Source organism: Isoptericola sp. NPDC057391 (assembly GCF_042668085.1).
Taxonomy (GTDB): Bacteria; Actinomycetota; Actinomycetes; order Actinomycetales; family Cellulomonadaceae; genus Isoptericola.
Genome location: NZ_JBHVBO010000016.1, coordinates 1 through 15676, shown reverse-complemented (window position 1 = coordinate 15676; position 15676 = coordinate 1). Strand labels below are relative to the sequence as shown.

General features: G+C 76.4%; 14 protein-coding genes. 6 read left to right on the top strand and 8 right to left on the bottom strand.

Annotated elements, in window-relative coordinates:
• Nucleotides 1–30 precede the first annotated feature (30 nt).
• Both ACFUVW_RS04160 and ACFUVW_RS04155 read left to right on the top strand, forming a co-directional pair.
• Nucleotides 31–993, top strand: coding sequence for an ABC transporter ATP-binding protein (locus ACFUVW_RS04160; protein ID WP_430570092.1), 963 nt, complete (start codon nucleotides 31–33; stop codon nucleotides 991–993).
• Nucleotides 990–1811 (top strand): ABC transporter permease, encoded by an 822-nt coding sequence (locus tag ACFUVW_RS04155; RefSeq protein WP_430570091.1) that lies wholly within the window; start codon nucleotides 990–992, stop codon nucleotides 1809–1811. Before ACFUVW_RS04160 ends, ACFUVW_RS04155 begins: the two co-directional genes overlap by 4 nt.
• Nucleotides 1812–1815: 4 nt before the next feature.
• On the opposite strand, the gene ACFUVW_RS04150 is transcribed toward ACFUVW_RS04155, so the two are convergent.
• The 5 genes from ACFUVW_RS04150 to ACFUVW_RS04130 form a co-directional block, all read right to left on the bottom strand.
• Nucleotides 1816–2094: a glutaredoxin family protein gene (locus ACFUVW_RS04150; protein WP_430570090.1), complete on the bottom strand. Its 279-nt coding sequence runs from the start codon at nucleotides 2092–2094 to the stop codon at nucleotides 1816–1818.
• Nucleotides 2095–2157: 63 nt separating this feature from the next.
• Complete coding sequence (locus ACFUVW_RS04145) at nucleotides 2158–3336, bottom strand: winged helix DNA-binding domain-containing protein (protein WP_430570089.1); 1179 nt, start codon at nucleotides 3334–3336, stop codon at nucleotides 2158–2160.
• Nucleotides 3337–3357: 21 nt separating this feature from the next.
• Complete coding sequence (locus tag ACFUVW_RS04140) at nucleotides 3358–4134, bottom strand: SDR family NAD(P)-dependent oxidoreductase (RefSeq protein ID WP_430570088.1); 777 nt, start codon at nucleotides 4132–4134, stop codon at nucleotides 3358–3360.
• 10 nt (nucleotides 4135–4144) lie between these two features.
• Nucleotides 4145–4981: a MerR family transcriptional regulator gene (locus ACFUVW_RS04135; RefSeq protein WP_430570087.1), complete on the bottom strand. Its 837-nt coding sequence runs from the start codon at nucleotides 4979–4981 to the stop codon at nucleotides 4145–4147.
• Nucleotides 4974–6290 carry an MFS transporter gene (locus tag ACFUVW_RS04130; protein ID WP_430570086.1) on the bottom strand — a complete coding sequence of 439 codons (1317 nt, stop codon included), beginning with the start codon at nucleotides 6288–6290 and terminating at the stop codon, nucleotides 4974–4976. The genes ACFUVW_RS04135 and ACFUVW_RS04130 overlap by 8 nt, the downstream gene beginning before the upstream one ends.
• A gap of 78 nt (nucleotides 6291–6368) precedes the next feature.
• On the opposite strand from ACFUVW_RS04130, the gene ACFUVW_RS04125 reads away from it, so the two are divergent.
• Together ACFUVW_RS04125 and ACFUVW_RS04120 are read left to right on the top strand one after the other, a co-directional pair.
• A complete protein-coding gene (locus tag ACFUVW_RS04125) occupies nucleotides 6369–8924 on the top strand; it encodes an ATP-dependent DNA ligase (RefSeq protein WP_430570085.1) in 2556 nt (851 codons plus the stop codon).
• Nucleotides 8925–9123: 199 nt separating this feature from the next.
• The gene (locus ACFUVW_RS04120) at nucleotides 9124–10518 is read left to right on the top strand and encodes an MFS transporter (RefSeq protein WP_430570084.1); all 1395 of its coding nucleotides are present in this window, start codon (nucleotides 9124–9126) and stop codon (nucleotides 10516–10518) included.
• A gap of 14 nt (nucleotides 10519–10532) precedes the next feature.
• Here the strand turns inward: ACFUVW_RS04120 and ACFUVW_RS04115 are convergent, their stop codons facing one another.
• From ACFUVW_RS04115 to ACFUVW_RS04105, 3 genes are all read right to left on the bottom strand, one after another.
• The gene (locus ACFUVW_RS04115; RefSeq protein ID WP_430570083.1) at nucleotides 10533–11162 is read right to left on the bottom strand and encodes a response regulator; all 630 of its coding nucleotides are present in this window, start codon (nucleotides 11160–11162) and stop codon (nucleotides 10533–10535) included.
• Nucleotides 11159–12334: a sensor histidine kinase gene (locus ACFUVW_RS04110; protein WP_430570082.1), complete on the bottom strand. Its 1176-nt coding sequence runs from the start codon at nucleotides 12332–12334 to the stop codon at nucleotides 11159–11161. The genes ACFUVW_RS04115 and ACFUVW_RS04110 overlap by 4 nt, the downstream gene beginning before the upstream one ends.
• A gap of 197 nt (nucleotides 12335–12531) precedes the next feature.
• The gene (locus tag ACFUVW_RS04105; RefSeq protein WP_430570081.1) at nucleotides 12532–13176 is read right to left on the bottom strand and encodes a GntR family transcriptional regulator; all 645 of its coding nucleotides are present in this window, start codon (nucleotides 13174–13176) and stop codon (nucleotides 12532–12534) included.
• Nucleotides 13177–13226: 50 nt separating this feature from the next.
• Between ACFUVW_RS04105 and ACFUVW_RS04100 the strand changes: the two genes are divergently transcribed.
• Both ACFUVW_RS04100 and ACFUVW_RS04095 read left to right on the top strand, forming a co-directional pair.
• A complete protein-coding gene (locus ACFUVW_RS04100) occupies nucleotides 13227–14489 on the top strand; it encodes a YncE family protein (RefSeq protein WP_430570080.1) in 1263 nt (420 codons plus the stop codon).
• On the top strand, nucleotides 14486–15676 hold a 1191-nt coding region (locus ACFUVW_RS04095; protein ID WP_430570079.1), incomplete at its 3' end, for an amidohydrolase. The genes ACFUVW_RS04100 and ACFUVW_RS04095, both read left to right, overlap by 4 nt.

The window sequence follows — 15676 nt, the reverse complement described above, 5'->3', positions numbered from 1 at the left end:
GGCGCCCGCCGCGTCCCTAGCGTCGGCGCCATGACCGCACTCGTGGCGCAGCACCTGCGCAAGACGTACCGCACCAGGGGCCGCGGCCGCCCGCCGGTGGTCGCGCTCGACGACGTGAGCCTGTCGGTGGGGCCGGGCGAGGTGGCCGGCGTGCTCGGCCGCAACGGCGCAGGCAAGTCCACCACCGTGGAGCTCCTGGCCGGCGCCCGGGCCCCGGACTCCGGTCGGGTGCGCGTGCTCGGGCTCGACCCGCGCGCGGACCGCGGGCGGGTGCGCGGCGTGCTCGGCGTCCAGCTGCAGGGCGCCTCCCTCCACGGCGCCCTGACCGTCCGCGAGCTCGTGCGCCTGTACCGGTCGTTCTACCCCCGCGGCCTGGACCCCGACCTCCTGGTCGAGCGCGTCGGCCTGGGCGCCTCGCGCGACGTCCGGTTCGAGAAGCTGTCGGGCGGGCAGCAGCAGCGGGTCTCGGTCGCGCTGGCCCTCGTGGGCGCGCCGCGCGCCGTCATCCTGGACGAGCTCACCACCGGCCTCGACCCGGAGGCGCGGCGCAGCATGTGGGCGCTGGTCGAGGACCTGCGGGCCGACGGCGTCACCGTCCTGCTCGTCAGCCACCTCATGGAGGAGGTGGAGCGGCTGTGCGACCACGTGACGATCCTCGACGCCGGCCGGGTCGTCGCGCGCGGCACCGCCGCCCAGCTGGTCGACCGGGCCGGCCTGCGGCCCACCGTCACCCTGCGCACCGACGACCCCGGCGCCGTCGACCTCCTGGCCCGGCTGCCCGCCGTCGAGCGCGTCGACGCGACCGGCCCGCGGCTCGTCGTCACCGGCGCGGCGGCCGGTCCCGACGACGACCCGACGCGCGGCGACCTGCTGCACGCGGTGGGCGCGGCGCTCGCCGGCGCGGGCGTCGTCGCGACCGAGACACAGCTGCGCCGGCCGACCCTCGACGACGCGTTCCTCGCCCTCACCGGAAGCCGCCTGGAGGCCTCATGACCGCCCACCCCACCACCCCCCGAGTGCTGGAGCTGCCCGAGCCGGGCGCGCCGCCGCGCCCCGTGCGACCGGGGGCCGGGGCGTGGCTCGCGCTCACGGTCGCCGAGGCGCGGATGGTGGCCCGCGACACCGCCGGACTCGTGATCCCGCTCGGCATGCCGCTGCTCATCCTCGTGATGAACGGGCTGGCGCCGGGCCTGGACCAGGTGGTGCCCGGCACGGGCGGGCGCACCGCGCTGGACGTCTACGTCCTCCCGCTGACCCTCACGATGGTCGTCGCGACCGTCGGGGTGATCAACATGCCGAGCTTCCTCGCCTACTACCGCCGCACCGGGGTCCTCAAGCGGCTGGGCGTGACGCCCGCGTCGCCGGCCATGGTGCTCGGGGCGCAGGCGTTCGTCGGGGTGGCGCAGATCCTGCTCGGCATCGCGCTCGCGCTGGGCGTCGCGTTCGCGTGGCTCGGGGCGTCCCCGCCGGCCGGCCCCTGGGTCGGCGCGGCGGTGCTGGCGCTGACGATCGCCGCGATGTACGCCGTCGGGATGCTGGTGGCGGCCGTCGCGCCGACGCCCGGGTCCTCGGTGGCGATCGGCCTCGTCGCGTTCTTCGCGCTCGGCGCGCTCGGCGGGATGTTCGGGTCCCGGGAGAACCTTCCGGACGCGCTCGCCACCCTCGGCGGTTGGCTCCCGTTCGGCGCCGCCGTCGACGCGCTGGGCGCGGCGTGGGCGGGAGTCGCGGTGCCGGGCTCCGCGCTCGTCGGGCTCGCGGTGAGCACCGTCGTCGCGGGCGCCGCGGCCGCCGCGTGGTTCCGCTGGGAGTGACGCGTCAGAGCCCGACGGCGTCCAGCTTGGCGGTGAGCTCGGCGTCGGTGGGCTCGACGAAGAACTCGCCGTCGGGGAACACCACGACGGGGATGTTCTTGCGGCCGCTGATCGCCTCGGCGTCGTCGGCCCGGGTGGGGTCGGCGACGAGATCCACGTTCACGTACTCCACGCCGCGGGAGTCGAGCACGCGCTTGGCGCGGCGGCAGTCGCCGCACCACGTGGCCCCGTACATCGTGAGGGTGGCGGGGCGGCGGAGGTCGGTCGTGGTGTCGTCGGTCATGCCGAGCACCATACCCCCCTGGGGTGAGTGCGCCGTGACCGGGGCGGTGTCCGCACCGACGAGTCAGCGCCGGACGCCGGCCCCCGGCCCCGAGGGGTCCCACGGGGCGCCGGGCGGCCACGGCGCGTCCACCTCCAGCTCCGCGACGTCGTGCGCGTCGGCGTCCGGCGCCACGAAGCGGGCGAGCGCGACGGCCTCGGCGGTCAGGGCGTCGCGCTCCGCCGCGGACAGGGAGCGGAAGAGCCGCACGACCACCGTCGCCGTGCCCGCGCGCCGACGGATCCGCCACAGCCCTCGCACGAAGCCGTCGACGGTCACCGCCGCCTCCAGGAAGACGTGGCTGCGCTGCTCGTCGGTGACGATCCGGGTGCGGTCGTGGTGCCCGAGCAGGACGTTGTCGAGCGGGGCGAGGAAGCGCACCGGCGCCTCGACGTCGCCGCTCGGCCGCGGGGCGTCCGGCAGGTCGACCAGCTCACGGCCGGACGGGTCGCGGAACGTCGCGAGCCGCGGGCGCAGCCCGTCGACGACCTCACGCATCCGGGTCAGACCGCTCCACGCCGTGACGTCGCGGACCGAGGCGGGCCCGAACGCCGCCAGGTAGCGCAGCACCAGCCGCTCGACCGGGGCGTGCGCGTCGAGCGCCGACCCGAGCCAGTCCTCGGCGAGCACGAACGGCGTCGGGCCGCGCCTGCCCCACGTGCTGTCCGGCGGCGGGTGGAGCACCGGCAGCAGGAACTGGGCCGACCTCGCCAGGGCCGCCGGGTCCCGGCCGGGGTGGAGCGCGGCGAGCGCGCGCCCCACCTGCGGACGGGTGACCTCGTCGCCGGACCGGATCACCTCCCGCGCCTCGGTCAGCAGCGCGGGCAGGTCGAGCCCCTCGGTGGCCCGGCGGAACGCGCTGCGCTGGAGGCGCTCCAGCATCGGCTGCAGCAGCGGGCGGATCCAGAGGTAGTCGCCCGCGGTCACGGTGTACTGCGTCCCCCGCAGGAACGTGCCGCGCACCACCGACCTGTCGGTCATCAGCGCCGTCAGGTCCTGGAGGTCGAACCGTGCCAGCCGAGACCACAGCCCGAGGTACGGCGGGTCGGGGTCCTGCGCGTTGAGCCCCACGAGGTGCTCGACCGCGCTCAGCGGCGAGCGGTCCGCGCGGGCGAGCAGCAGCTGGCGCGCCAGCGTCGCCCGGTTCAGCTCGCGCAGCGCGAGGACGGACACCGTGCCTCCCGTCGTCGTCGGAACAGCCATGGTCGACGGAGCTGGTCGCCCTCAGTGCACCGAGAAGCCGCCGTCGACGTGCAGCGCCTGGCCGGTCACGTAGGCCGAGGCGTCGCTTGCCAGGAAGACGGCGGCGCCGGCGAAGTCCTCCGGCAGACCGTTGCGGCCCACCATGGTCCGGGCCGCGAGCGCCTCGACGCGCGCCGGGTCGGACTGCAGGCGGGCGTTGAGCGGCGTGAGGACGAAGCCCGGCACCAGCGTGTTCGCGGTGACGCCGTAGGGCGACCAGGCCTCCGCCTGCGAGCGGGCCAGCGACTCCAGGCCGCCCTTGGAGACCCCGTAGACGCCGGACTGCACGAACGCGCGGTGCGCCTGCTGGGACGACACGTGGATGAGGCGGCCGAAGCCGCGCTCGGCCATGCCGGGCCCGAACCGCTGCCCCAGGAGGTACGGCGCCTCGAGGTTGACCGCCATCGTCGCGTCCCAGGTGGCGTCGTCCGTCTCGCCCAGCGGCGGGCGCAGGTTGATCCCGGCGGAGCTGACCACGACGTCGGGCTCGCCGAAGACGGCGGCCGCCTCCTCGGCGGCGGCCCGCACGCCGTCCCGGGTGCTCAGGTCGGCGCTGACCCGGTCGACGGTGCAGCCGTCCGCGCGCAGCTCCGCGACCGTGGCGTCCAGCGCGGCCTCCCGCCGGGCGAGCACGACGACGCGTGCCCCGGCGCGGGCGAGCGCGCCGGCGATCGCCCGGCCGATGCCGGAGCTGCCGCCGGTCACGAGGGCGACCCGGCCGTCGAGGCTGAACAGGGACGAGAGGTAGTCGCGTGCCACGACCGACACCCTAGGGCGCCGCCCCGGGACCGGCCCGGCCCGGCGACGCGGCGACCCGTTCGAGCCGTTCCTGGAGCCGGGCGAGCACCTCGCGCTGGCGCGCCCCCAGCACGTCGGCGGAGTGCTCCGCCAGGAACACGGCGGCGCGATCGAAACCCGGCGGCGCCTCCGTCGTCGCGAGCTCGGCGACGACCGGCCCGAACACCTCGACGAAGCCGTCCACGACCTCGTCCACCTCCGCGTCGTCGGTGTCCGCGTCGAGCCGGGCGAAACGCACGGACAGGGGCGCCAGGACGGACAGGACGTCATGGGCGCTGAGGCGCCGGAAGACCTCGGCCAGGTGCTGCGCGCCCTCCTCTCCCACGAGGTGGGAGACGAGCACGGCCTGGTCCCGGTCCACGCGCACGAGCTCGGGCGAGCCGGAGGCCGCCGCGAAGGCCGCCGCGGCCGGGGCCAGCTCGGGGGGCAGGTCCGGCGCGGCGCGGTGGGCCCGGAGGTGGGCCACGACCTCCCGCTGGCGGACGAGCCGGTCGATCTGCTCGGCCAGCTCGCGGTCGAGCTCGTCGAGCAGCCGCGCCGCGGACGCACCGGCCTCAGCACCGGCCTCGGCACCGGCCTGCCCGTGGGCGTCGTCGGCCCCGTCGTCGAGGAGGGCGGGCATCCGCTCCAGGGGGATGCCCAGCGCGGCGAGGCGCCGGATGCGCAAGACCCGGACGAGGTCGTGCACGTCGTAGCGGCGGTACCCGTTGCCGGCACGGGGCGGCTCCGCGAGCACGCCGACCTGGTGGTAGTGCCGCAGCGCGCGGACGGTGACCCCGGCGAGGCGGGCGAGGTCGGCGCTACGCATCGCGGACCAGCCTCCTGTCCTGCGCGTCGTCCCCCACGTGTCCTCCCTGCACCTCGGCGTCGTCACCGCCCTCCGCGCCGTCCGCGCCGTCGACAGGCTCGAGGCGTCGCAGCGACCGGGCGGCCACCCCGACGACGAGGGCGACGAGCCAGACGGCGCCCAGGCCGGCCGCCGCGACCTCGACGCTCCATCCCTCGACCAGCACCGCCGCCACGACGATACCGAGGGGCGCGGCGGCCGTCAGGACGGCGTTCTGCGTGCCCAAGACCCGGCCGCGCAACCGCTCGGGGACCCGCTCGATCATGAGCACGCCGAGCAGGCCTCCGAACAGGCCGTTCGAGACCCCCACCACGAACGCCCCGACGAGCACCGTGGCGACCGAGGCGAGCGGCACGAGGACCGCGAACCCTGCTGTGGAACCGGCGAGCCCGACGAGGAACCAGGTGCGCCGTCGCCCGCGCGCGCCGGCAGCCGCGTAGACCGCCCCGCCCAGCAGCATCCCGGCCGCCAGGGCGCTGAGCACGAACCCGAGCATCCCCGGCCGGTCGACGAGCGTGAACCAGACCGGCAGGACGAGGCCCTGCAGCGCGGCGAGCACCAGCGCCGCCACGACGCTGAGGGTCGTGACCGCCAGCAGGAACCTGCTGCGGCCGAGCGCGCGCCAGCCCTCGCGGAGCTGCGCCCACCCCCCGGCGGGGCTCTCCGCGCCGGGCCGGGGGTCGTGCCCGGGGGCGTGGACCTTCCCCACCTCGCGGGGGATCAGCAGGGTGAGCAGCGCGGCGGCCGCCGAGGTCGCGGCGGTGACCCACAGGACGGCGGAGCCGTCGAGCAGCACCATGAGCGTCCCGGCGGCGGCCGGGCCCACCAGCATGGCGAGCGCGCTGAGCGACTCCCGCAGGCCCAGCAACCGCTCGGCGCCGAGGCGACCGTGGCGCACGACCGCCGGCAGCAGCGCGTCGCGCGCGGTCATCCCGGGGACGTCGCCGAGCGAGCCGACCACGCCGCACAGCACGAACCAGCCGAGGTGCAGACCGGCGACCATGTCGATCACGGGCAGGGCCGCCACCGACGACGCGGACACGAGGTCCGTCACCACCGAGGCCGTGCGCCGGTTGACGCGGTCGATCACGACGCCCATGAGCAGGCCGGCGGCCACGGCGGGCACCGCCGTCGCGGCGGCGACGGTGCCGGCGCCCAGCGCGCTGCCCGTGACCTGGAGCACGACGAGGGGCAGCGCGATGCCGGCGATCGAGTTGCCGAGCAGGGAGAGCAGGGTGGACGCGAGGTAGGCCACGGGCACGAGGTTCATGCGACCAGTGAGAACTATGACGCTACGGCGGGGTCAACCCCCCGTGCGCAGGCGGCGCGACGAGGCCACGATGTCCGCATGGCACGCACGTCGTCGAGCAAGCCGCAGACCGTCACGGTCGACGACCGCCGCCTGCAGCTGACGAATCTCGACAAGGTCTACTACCCGGCGACGGGGACGACGAAGGGCGAGGTGCTGCAGTACCTCGCCCAGGTGGCGCCGGCGCTGCTGCGGCACGCGTCGTACCGCCCTGCGACGCGCAAGCGCTGGCCCGACGGCGTCGCCGGGCAGATGTTCTTCCAGAAGAACCTGGACGCGTCGACGCCGTCGTGGGTGCCGCGGCGCTCCATCAAGCACCGCACGTCGACCAACGACTACGTGCTGGTCAACGACCTCGCCACGCTGACCTGGCTGGGGCAGACGGCCACCCTCGAGATCCACGTGCCGCAGTGGCGGTTCGGCCGCACGGGCACGCCGCTGCCGCCGGACCGTCTCGTCCTCGACCTGGACCCGGGCCCCGGCGCAGGCCTGGCCGAATGCGCCGAGGTGGCGCGCCTGGCCCGCGACATCCTGCAGGGCATGGACCTCGACCCGATGCCCGTGACCAGCGGCTCCAAGGGCATCCACCTGTACGCGGCGCTGGTCGGGCACGACGAGTCCCGCACCGCCGACGCCGTCTCGGCGGTGGCGCACGAGCTCGCGCGGCACCTGGAGTCAGAGCACCCGGACCTCGTGGTCAGCGACATGAAGAAGTCGCTGCGGGCGGGAAAGGTGCTCGTGGACTGGTCGCAGAACAACGGCGCCAAGACCACCATCGCGCCGTACTCGCTGCGCGGCCGCGACGAGCCCACCGTCGCCGCGCCGCGCACCTGGGACGAGCTCGACGACCCGGACCTGCGCCACCTCACCTTCACCGAGGTGGTCGAGCGGCTGGAGCGGGACGGCGACCTGCTGGAGCCGCTCGCGGCCGGGCACCTGGCCCAGCTCGAGCCCACGCCGGAGCGCATGGCGACCTTCGACAAGCTGGAGACCTACCGGGCCAAGCGGGACCCCGACAAGACCCCGGAGCCGTTCGGCCCCGACTCCCCCGCCGAGCCCGACGGCTCCCCCACGTTCGTCATCCAGGAGCACCACGCGCGCCGCCTGCACTGGGACTTCCGGCTGGAGCACGAGGGCGTCCTCGTGAGCTGGGCGCTGCCGAAGGGCGAGCCCACCGACCCGAAGCAGAACCACCTGGCCGTGCAGACCGAGGACCACCCGCTCGAGTACGGCGCGTTCGAGGGCACCATCCCCGCCGGCGAGTACGGCGGCGGCGAGGTGACGATCTGGGACGCGGGCACCTACGACCTGGAGAAGTGGCGCGAGGACGAGGTGATCGCCGTCCTGCACAGCGAGCGCCGCGGCTCGCGCAGGCTCGCGCTGATCCGCACCGGCGGGCGCGGCGGGGACGACCAGAACTCGTGGCTGATCCACCGCACCAAGGCCCAGCCGGGCGACGAGGAGGACGACGGCGGGCAGGAGGGCGAGGACCGGGCGGCCCCCCGGGACCGACGCGACCGGACTCAGCCGCCCGCGCCCGCCGAGGCGCCGCGCCCGATGCTCGCGACCACGGCGCCGCCGGGCGAGCTCGCGCGGCTCGACCCGGACGACTGGGCGTTCGAGGTGAAGTGGGACGGCTTCCGCGCGGTGGTGGAGGTGCTCCCCGGCTCGGACGACGACGAGCGCACGGTCCGGCTCACGTCCCGCTCGGGACAGGACCTCACCGTGACGTTCCCCGAGCTGCGGGCGGTCGCCGACATGGTCGCCGACGACGACCTGCCGCTGGCGCTCGACGGCGAGATCGTCGCGCTCGACGCGGACGGTCGCCCGTCGTTCCGCCGCCTGCAGCAGCGGGCCAACCTCACGCGGCCGCGCGACGTCGAGAAGGCGCGCCGCGGGGTCGGGGTCGACCTGGTGCTCTTCGACGCGCTCGTCGTCGGCGGGCGTGCGGTGACCGACCGGCCGTACACCGAGCGGCGCGAGGAGCTGGCCCGCGTCGTGTCGCCGCGCCGCCCGGTGCACGTGCCGGACGCCCTGGAGGGCACGCTCGACGACGCGCTGGAGACCAGCCGGCTCATGCGGCTCGAGGGGGTGGTCGCCAAGCGGCGCCGGTCGTCGTACACCCCGGGCCGCCGCTCGCGCGACTGGCTGAAGGTCAAGCACGCCCGCACCCAGGAGGTGGTGGTCGTGGGCTGGCGGCCGCTGCACGCGGGCACGGGCCGCGAGGACGCGCGGGTGGCCGGGTCGCTGCTCCTGGCGGTGCCCGACGACGGCGGCGTGCTGCGCTACGTGGGCAAGGTCGGCACGGGCTTCAAGGAGGCGGAGCGGCGCGAGGTCGTGCGACGCCTGCGGGCCGTGGACGACCCGCCGCTGGACGGCGTCCCCCGCGCCGAGGCGGTGCACGCGCGGTGGGCCGTACCCGAGCGCGTGGCCGAGGTGTCCTACGGCGACTGGACGAGCGACCCCTCCGACCTGGGCGCGCACGGCGCCCACGAGGGTGGCGGCGCCGACGACGAGGGTCCGCGGCTGCGGCACTCGGTGTGGCGCGGGTGGCGCGACGACAAGCAAGCCGCCGACGTCGCCGTCGAGCCGTGACCGGCGGGACCGCTGCTAGGGTCCAGCACATGTCTGCCGCCTCGAGCTCCGCCGCCTGCGCGGCCGTGACCAGGACGACCCGCTAGCGGCGGGCGCCCGAGTCACCGAGAACCTCACCCTGGGACGTCCAGCCGCTTCGTGATCGGACCGGAGCGGCACCGTCGTGCCGCTCAGCATCCTCTCTGAGCGGAGCTTTCCCATGCCTCCAGGCATCCTTTCCTCCCGCGGGCAGGGCCCGTCCCCCGCGCGCGCCCGGCTGGTGCTGTGCGCGATGTCCCTGCTGCAGTTCTTCGTCGCGGTCGACGTGACCGTGGTCAACATCGCCCTGCCGTCGATCGGTGCGGACCTCGGCGTCGCCGGGCACGCCCTGACCTGGGTGGTGATCGGCTACACGGTCGCGGGCGGCGGGCTGCTCGCGCTCGGCGGCCGCCTCGGCGACCTGTGGGGCCGACGGCGCGTGCTGCTCGCCGGCACGACCCTCTTCGGCGCCGCCTCGCTGCTGGCGGGCCTGGCCCCGACCTTTCCCGTCCTCGTGCTGGCGCGCCTCCTGCAGGGCGCCGGCGAGGCGGTCGCCCTGCCCGCCGCGATGAGCACCATCGTGCTGCTCTTCCCCGAGGGCCCGCGCCGGTCGCGCGCGCTGAGCGTGTGGGCCGCGGTCGCCAGCTGCGGGCTGGTGCTCGGCTTCGTGCTGTCCGGGGTCGTCACCGAGCACTGGGGGTGGCGCTGGACCTTCCTGGTCTCGGTGCCGTTCATCCTCGTCGTGATCGCGGCGACCCTGCTCCTGGTCGGCGCCGACCGCCCCCGGCCACGCGCCGCCGCGCCCGTGGAGCTCCGGGGCGCGCTCCTGCTCACGGCGTGCCCGCTGCTGTTCACCTACGGCGTGGTGGAGGCGGGCGAGCCCGGCTCGAGCCCGTGGGTGAGCGTCGTCGCGCTGGCCGGCGCGGCGTGCGCCGGTGCCGGGTTCGTCCGCGCCGAGCGCCGCGCGGCGCACCCGCTGGTGCCGCCGGGGTTCTTCGCCCGCCGGGCCCGGGTGGCGGCGAACGTCACCACGGCGCTGCTCAGCGGCGCGCTGTCCACGTCGTTCCTGCTGTTCACCTTCGTCCTGCAGGACGGGCTGGGGATCGGGCCGCTGGGCGCGGGCCTCACGATGCTGCCGCTGGCCGTCTCGCTCGTCGCGGCCGCCGCCCTCGTCCCCCGCCTGCTCGGCAGGTGGGGCGCGCGGGCCTGCGTCGTGGCGGGGCTCGGGTTCGCGGCGGCGGCCATGACCGGCATCGCCGTCGTCGCCGTGCTCGACGCCGGGGCGCCGTGGCTGGTCCCGGCGATGGTGCTCGTCGCGGCGGGGATGGGCTTCGGCCTCGTGGGCCTGCAGTACCTCGCCGTCAGCGGCACGACCGACGAGGACGCCGGCATCGCCTCCGGGGTGCAGCGCGCGGCCGACCAGCTCGGTGGCGCCACCGGCGTCGCGCTCTTCGTGGGCGTCGGGTTCGCCCCGGCCCTGCGCCCGGCGGACCCGTTCCTCGTGGCCTCCGCGCTCGCGGTCGCCGGGCTGCTCGCCGGCGCCCTGGTCGTGCGGCGCGTCCCCGCCGAGGCCTAGGCCGGGGGCCGCCGTCAGCGCACCGTCTGCCCGCGCAGCGCGTGGGCGACGGCGGCCGCCCGGGACTCGACGCCGAGCTTGGCGTACACGTGCGCGAGGTGGGTCTTCACGGTCGCCTCGGAGATGAACAGCCGCCGCCCGAGCTCGCGGTTGCTCAGCCCCTGGGCGAGCAGCGTGAGCAGCTCCGCCTCCCGCGGGGTGAGCGCGCTGCCGGGGTTCTGGGCCTGCTGCATCAGCCGGGAGGCGACCGGCGGGGAGAGCACGCTGCGCCCGACGACGGCGCCGCGCACGGCCGAGAAGATCTCGGCGGGCGGGGCGTCCTTGAGCACGTAGCCGATGGCGCCGGCGTCGACGACGCGCACCACGTCGGCGTCGGTGTCGTAGGCGCTGAACACGAGCACCGGCACGTCGGGGTGGGCGGCCCGGATGCGGCGGGTGGCGGCCACCCCGTCCTCCGCCGCGCCCAGCTCGAGGTCCATGACGACGAGCGCGGGCGCAAGGCGCGCGACGGCGTCGAGGGCCTCGTCGGCGCTGCCCGCCTCGCCGATCACGCTGATGTCCGGCTGCGAGTCGAGCAGGGCGCGCAGCCCGGCTCGCACCACGTGGTGGTCGTCCACGAGCAGCACGGTGATCGGGTCGCTCATGCGTCCTCCTGGTCCTGTGGGCCGGTCGTCGCGCCGCCGACCGGCAGCTGCACCCCGACGACGGTCCCCTCGCCCGGCGAGCTCTCCACCGTGATCGTGCCACCGAGCTGCTCCACCCGCTGGCGCATGGCCCGCAGCCCGAACCCGCCGCCTCGGCCGGCGCCGTGCCCCACGGCACGAGCGGCGACCTCGTCGACGTCGAACCCGCGCCCGTCGTCGAAGACGTCGAGCGCGACGGCGTCCGGCAGATAGGTGAGCGTGAGGCCGAGCCGCGCAGGGCCCGCGTGCCGGTGCACGTTCGCCACGGCGCTCTGCGCGATGCGTGCCAGCGCGTGCGCGACGTCGGGCCCGACGGGGACGGGCTCGCCGACCACGGTCAGCGCCGCGTCGGTCACGTGCCGCCGCGCCGCGGCCACGACCGCCGCCTCGACGTCCGCCGGCGCCACGCCGCCCGTCGCCGGCGACGGGTCCACGAGGTCGTGCACGAGGTCGCGCGTCTGGCCGAGGCTGGCGCGCACCGCGACGGCGGCCTGCCGGGCGTCGCCGCGCGCGGCGTCGGGCTCGGCGTCCCAGCGCTGGTCGGCGGCCTCGAGCCGCAGCACCGCGGACGACAGCGACTGGGCCACCGTGTCGTGGATCTCGCGGGCCACCCGCTCGCGCTCGGCGAGCACGGCGACCTCGCGCTGCAGCCGCACGCGCTCGCCCGCCTGCCGCACGATCGCGTCGTACGCGAGGCTGAGCAGCACCGCCACGACGAGGGGCGCGACGGCGGCCGCCCAGTCGCTGCGCCCGGACAGGCCGAAGAGGGCGACCCCGGTCACGACCGCGACGGCACCGACGAGGACGTGCGCGGCGGGCACTGGCACGAGCGTGCGGCAGACGAAGAACAGCGGGATGGCGGACCAGGCGAAGCTCGGCGCGACGAGCACGAGGGCTCCCCACGCCAGGAGCACGACGCCCAGGACGGCGTCGACCACGACGCGGCGGGCCGCCGGGCCCGGCGCCCGGGCGAGCACCACCAGCGCCGCGTAGGCGGCGGCGACCACCGCGACGAGCACCACGACCAACCACCACCGGCCGTCGAGGCCGTGGTTGGTGAGGTAGCGCGCGGCGGACGTCGCGACGAGCGCGGCGAACGCGAGGTGCACGCCGCGGGTGAGAGAACCGGGCACGACCAGCACGCTAGCCGTCCGGGGCGGGCGCGCACCTCATCCGTTCGGATGAGCGGCCGCCCCCCGGAGGCCCGATGCGGCGTCGGGGCGCGGCCGACGAGCCTGGCCCCATGTCCTCGTCCCCGCCCTCGCCTGCGACCTCGCGTGTGTCCTCGCGTGGGTCCTCGCCAGTGTCCTCGACCGGGACGCCGGCGGCGTCAGGCCCGGCGCTCCAGGGCCGCGGCCCGGCTGGTGCCGAGGTGCTCGCTGGCCAGGCGGGCGGCGGTCTCGCCGTCGCCGTCCCGGACGGCGTCGAGGAGCTCGCGGTGCTCGTCGGCGATCGCCTGCAGGTCGAGGTGCTGCCCGAGCAGCCAGCGCACGCGGCTGGCGATCACCAGGTGCAGCTCGAGGAGCACCGGGTTGCCCGCGGCCTCCACGACGCGCTCGTGGAAGTCGGCGCCGGCGCGCCGGGCCGTCGGCCCGTCGCCGGCGCGGGCCGCGGCGTCCTCCCGCTCCCACGCCTCGGTGAGCCCCGCGAGCTGCTCCGGCGTCCGCCGCGTCGCCGCGAGCCGGAAGTGCAGCGGGTCGGTGGCCTCCCGCACCTCGTGCAGGTGGTCGACGTCGGCGTCGCTGAACTCGCGGACCACCGCCCACGTGCGCGGCCGCGGGGTGACGAGTCCTTCCGCGACGAGCGTGCGCAGCGCGTCCCGCACCGGGATGCGGCTCACGCCCAGCTCGGCGGCCAGGTCGCGCTCGACCAGCCGGCTGCCGGGCTCCCGGGAGCCGTCCACGATCTGCTCGCGGACGACGCGCGCCACCCGGACGGACTCGGGCTCGAACGGGGCCGAGCGCTCGGAGGACATGCGCACATCTTGCCAGCCAGTCGGAGGAGAATATGGCATACCATCTGACGGTGACCTCGCCCCGCCCGACGCGCCGCCCGGCCCGTGCGGCGGGAGCGACGACCATGGCCGCCGCCGTGCTCGCCCTCGGCGCCTGCGCCGCACCCGGGGTCCCCGCCACCGCGGACGACCCGTCGCGGGCGCCGTCGGGCCCGTCGACGCGCCCGACGGCGGCGGCCACGCCGGCACCCTCGTCGGCACCCTCGACGGCACCCTCGTCGGCACCGCCGTCTCCCGCACCGTCGTCGGCGCGCGAGCCCGCGCAGCTGCTGCTGGCCACGCAGGCGGAGCGCGACACTCTCGCCGTGGTCGACCCGGCCGACCGCCGCGGCTCCGCCGTCGTCGACGAGATCACCGTGGGCACCGCGCCGTGGGACGTCGCCGTGGACGAGGCGTCCCGCCGCGCCTACGTCTCGACCGCCGAGGGCGTCGCGGTCGTGGACCTCGACACCCGCGAGCGCACCGACCTCTTCGCGTACGAGCACGGGACGACGCGCCGCGCGTTCGGCGAGTACCGGCGCGGCGGCCTCGGCCTGGCCGTCTCCCCCGACGGCGAGCGCGTGCACGTCGCCGTGAGCACGGGCGACGCGGCGTTCCTCGAGACGCTCGACGCGGACAGCGGCGAGGTCGTCTCCTCCGTCCCGGTGGGCCTGCGCCCCTTCGACGTCCTCGTGAGCGACGACGGCGACGAGGTGTACACGGTCGACCACGACGGGTTCACCGTCACGGTCGTGGACCCGCAGCGCGAGCGCGCCCGCGCGGTCGAGGTGGCGCCGTTCGGGCGCGAGGGCGGCCTCGCGTCGTTCGAGAAGCCGCACTACGCCGTGCTCGACGACGACGGCGACCTGCTGCTGCCGTACCAGGGCCGCGTCCTGGCACGCGTCGACCCGGCGAGCGGCGAGGTCACGACCACCGACCTGACCGCCGACTCCCACCAGCACGGCGTGGCGCGCGCCGCCGACGGCACCCTCGTGATCGCCGGCAACGGCCCGTTCGGCAACGCCGGGTCGGGCCCGAGCATCGAGGTGGTCGGGCCGGACGGCACCGACGTCGTGCTGCCCACCGACCGCCGGCACGAGACCGTGGCCGTGTGGCACGGACCCGACGACGAGGCGTACGGCGTCCTCGCCGGCGGCTACACCCAGCAGGAGGCCTGGGACGGCGCCACCGTCGTCCCGCTCGACGCGGCGCTCGACGGCGTCGACGAGAGCTACGAGATCACCATCCCCGGACGGCCGCAGGTGGTCGTCCCCTTCGAGGAGGAAGCCCGATGACCAGCTCCCCCACCACCGTCACCGTACTGCGCGACGTGCGGCCCTGGGGCGGCGAGCGCTCCGACCTGCACGTGGCCGACGGCGTCATCACCGCCGTCGTGCCGCACGACGCCGCTGCGCCGGCCGCCGGCGAGGCGGACGGGGATGTCGACGGGGGCGGCCTGCTCGCGCTGCCCGGGCTGGTCAACGCGCACGCGCACGTCGACAAGTCGTGGTGGGGCAAGCCGTGGGTGAGCTACGGCGGCGAGCCCGGCGTCCAGGCGCGCATCGCGCACGAGCGCGCGCACCGCGACGAGCTCGGCATCCCCGGCGTGGACGTCACCCTCGCCGTGCTGCGCGAGTCGGTCCGCACCGGCACGACGGCGGTGCGCACGCACGTGGACGTCGACCTCGGCGTCGGGCTGCGCGGCATCGAGGTGGTCCGCGAGGCGGTCGCGGCGCTGGGCGGCGCCGTGCACGCCGAGATCGTGGCGTTCCCGCAGGACGGCGTGCTGCGGCGGCCGGGCGTCCTGGAGCTCCTGGACCGGGCCGCGGCCGCGGGCGCCGAGCACGTCGGCGGCCTCGACCCGGCGACGATCGACCGCGACCCGGTGGGTCAGCTCGACGGGCTCTTCGGGATCGCCGAGAAGCGCGGCGTGGGGATCGACGTGCACCTGCACGACGGCGGCGAGCTCGGCGCGTTCCAGATCGAGCTGATGATCGACCGCACGCTGCGGGCCGGGCTCCAGGGCAGGGTCAATGTCGCGCACGGCTTCGCGGTCGGCCAGCTCCCGGCCTCGCGGCAGGCGGACCTCGTCGCCGCGATGGGCGAGGCGGGGATCACCATGACCACGGTGGCGCCGATCGGCACCGCTCCCCTGCCGCTGCTGGCGCTGCGCGACGCCGGCGTCCCGGTCGGCCTGGGCACCGACGGCATCCGCGACCTCTGGTCGCCGTACGGCACGGGCGACCTGCTCGCGCTCACCACGCAGCTCGCCCGGCTGTCGGGCCTGCGGTACGACGAGGACCTCGTCGCCGCGGCCCGCGTCGCGTCCGCCGACGCCGCCCGGTTCGTGGGCCGCGACGTCCACGACCTCGTCGTGGGCGCCCCGGCCGACGTGGTGCTCGTCGACGCCGAGAACGTGCCCGACGCCGTGGTGCGCGCGCCGCGCCGGGCGCTCGTCGTCGCGGGCGGCCGGGTGGTCGCC

What these genes read in the sequence shown, in the direction of transcription:
- ACFUVW_RS04115 (WP_430570083.1), bottom strand. Translation starts at nt 11,162, where the DNA reads ATGAGCGACCCGATCACCGTGCTGCTCGTGGACGACCACCACGTGGTG.
- ACFUVW_RS04150 (WP_430570090.1), bottom strand. Translation starts at nt 2,094, where the DNA reads ATGACCGACGACACCACGACCGACCTCCGCCGCCCCGCCACCCTCACG.
- ACFUVW_RS04145 (WP_430570089.1), bottom strand. Translation starts at nt 3,336, where the DNA reads ATGGCTGTTCCGACGACGACGGGAGGCACGGTGTCCGTCCTCGCGCTG.
- ACFUVW_RS04155 (WP_430570091.1), top strand. Translation starts at nt 990, where the DNA reads ATGACCGCCCACCCCACCACCCCCCGAGTGCTGGAGCTGCCCGAGCCG.
- ACFUVW_RS04160 (WP_430570092.1), top strand. Translation starts at nt 31, where the DNA reads ATGACCGCACTCGTGGCGCAGCACCTGCGCAAGACGTACCGCACCAGG.
- ACFUVW_RS04105 (WP_430570081.1), bottom strand. Translation starts at nt 13,176, where the DNA reads ATGTCCTCCGAGCGCTCGGCCCCGTTCGAGCCCGAGTCCGTCCGGGTG.
- ACFUVW_RS04125 (WP_430570085.1), top strand. Translation starts at nt 6,369, where the DNA reads ATGGCACGCACGTCGTCGAGCAAGCCGCAGACCGTCACGGTCGACGAC.
- ACFUVW_RS04135 (WP_430570087.1), bottom strand. Translation starts at nt 4,981, where the DNA reads ATGCGTAGCGCCGACCTCGCCCGCCTCGCCGGGGTCACCGTCCGCGCG.
- ACFUVW_RS04130 (WP_430570086.1), bottom strand. Translation starts at nt 6,290, where the DNA reads ATGAACCTCGTGCCCGTGGCCTACCTCGCGTCCACCCTGCTCTCCCTG.
- ACFUVW_RS04120 (WP_430570084.1), top strand. Translation starts at nt 9,124, where the DNA reads ATGCCTCCAGGCATCCTTTCCTCCCGCGGGCAGGGCCCGTCCCCCGCG.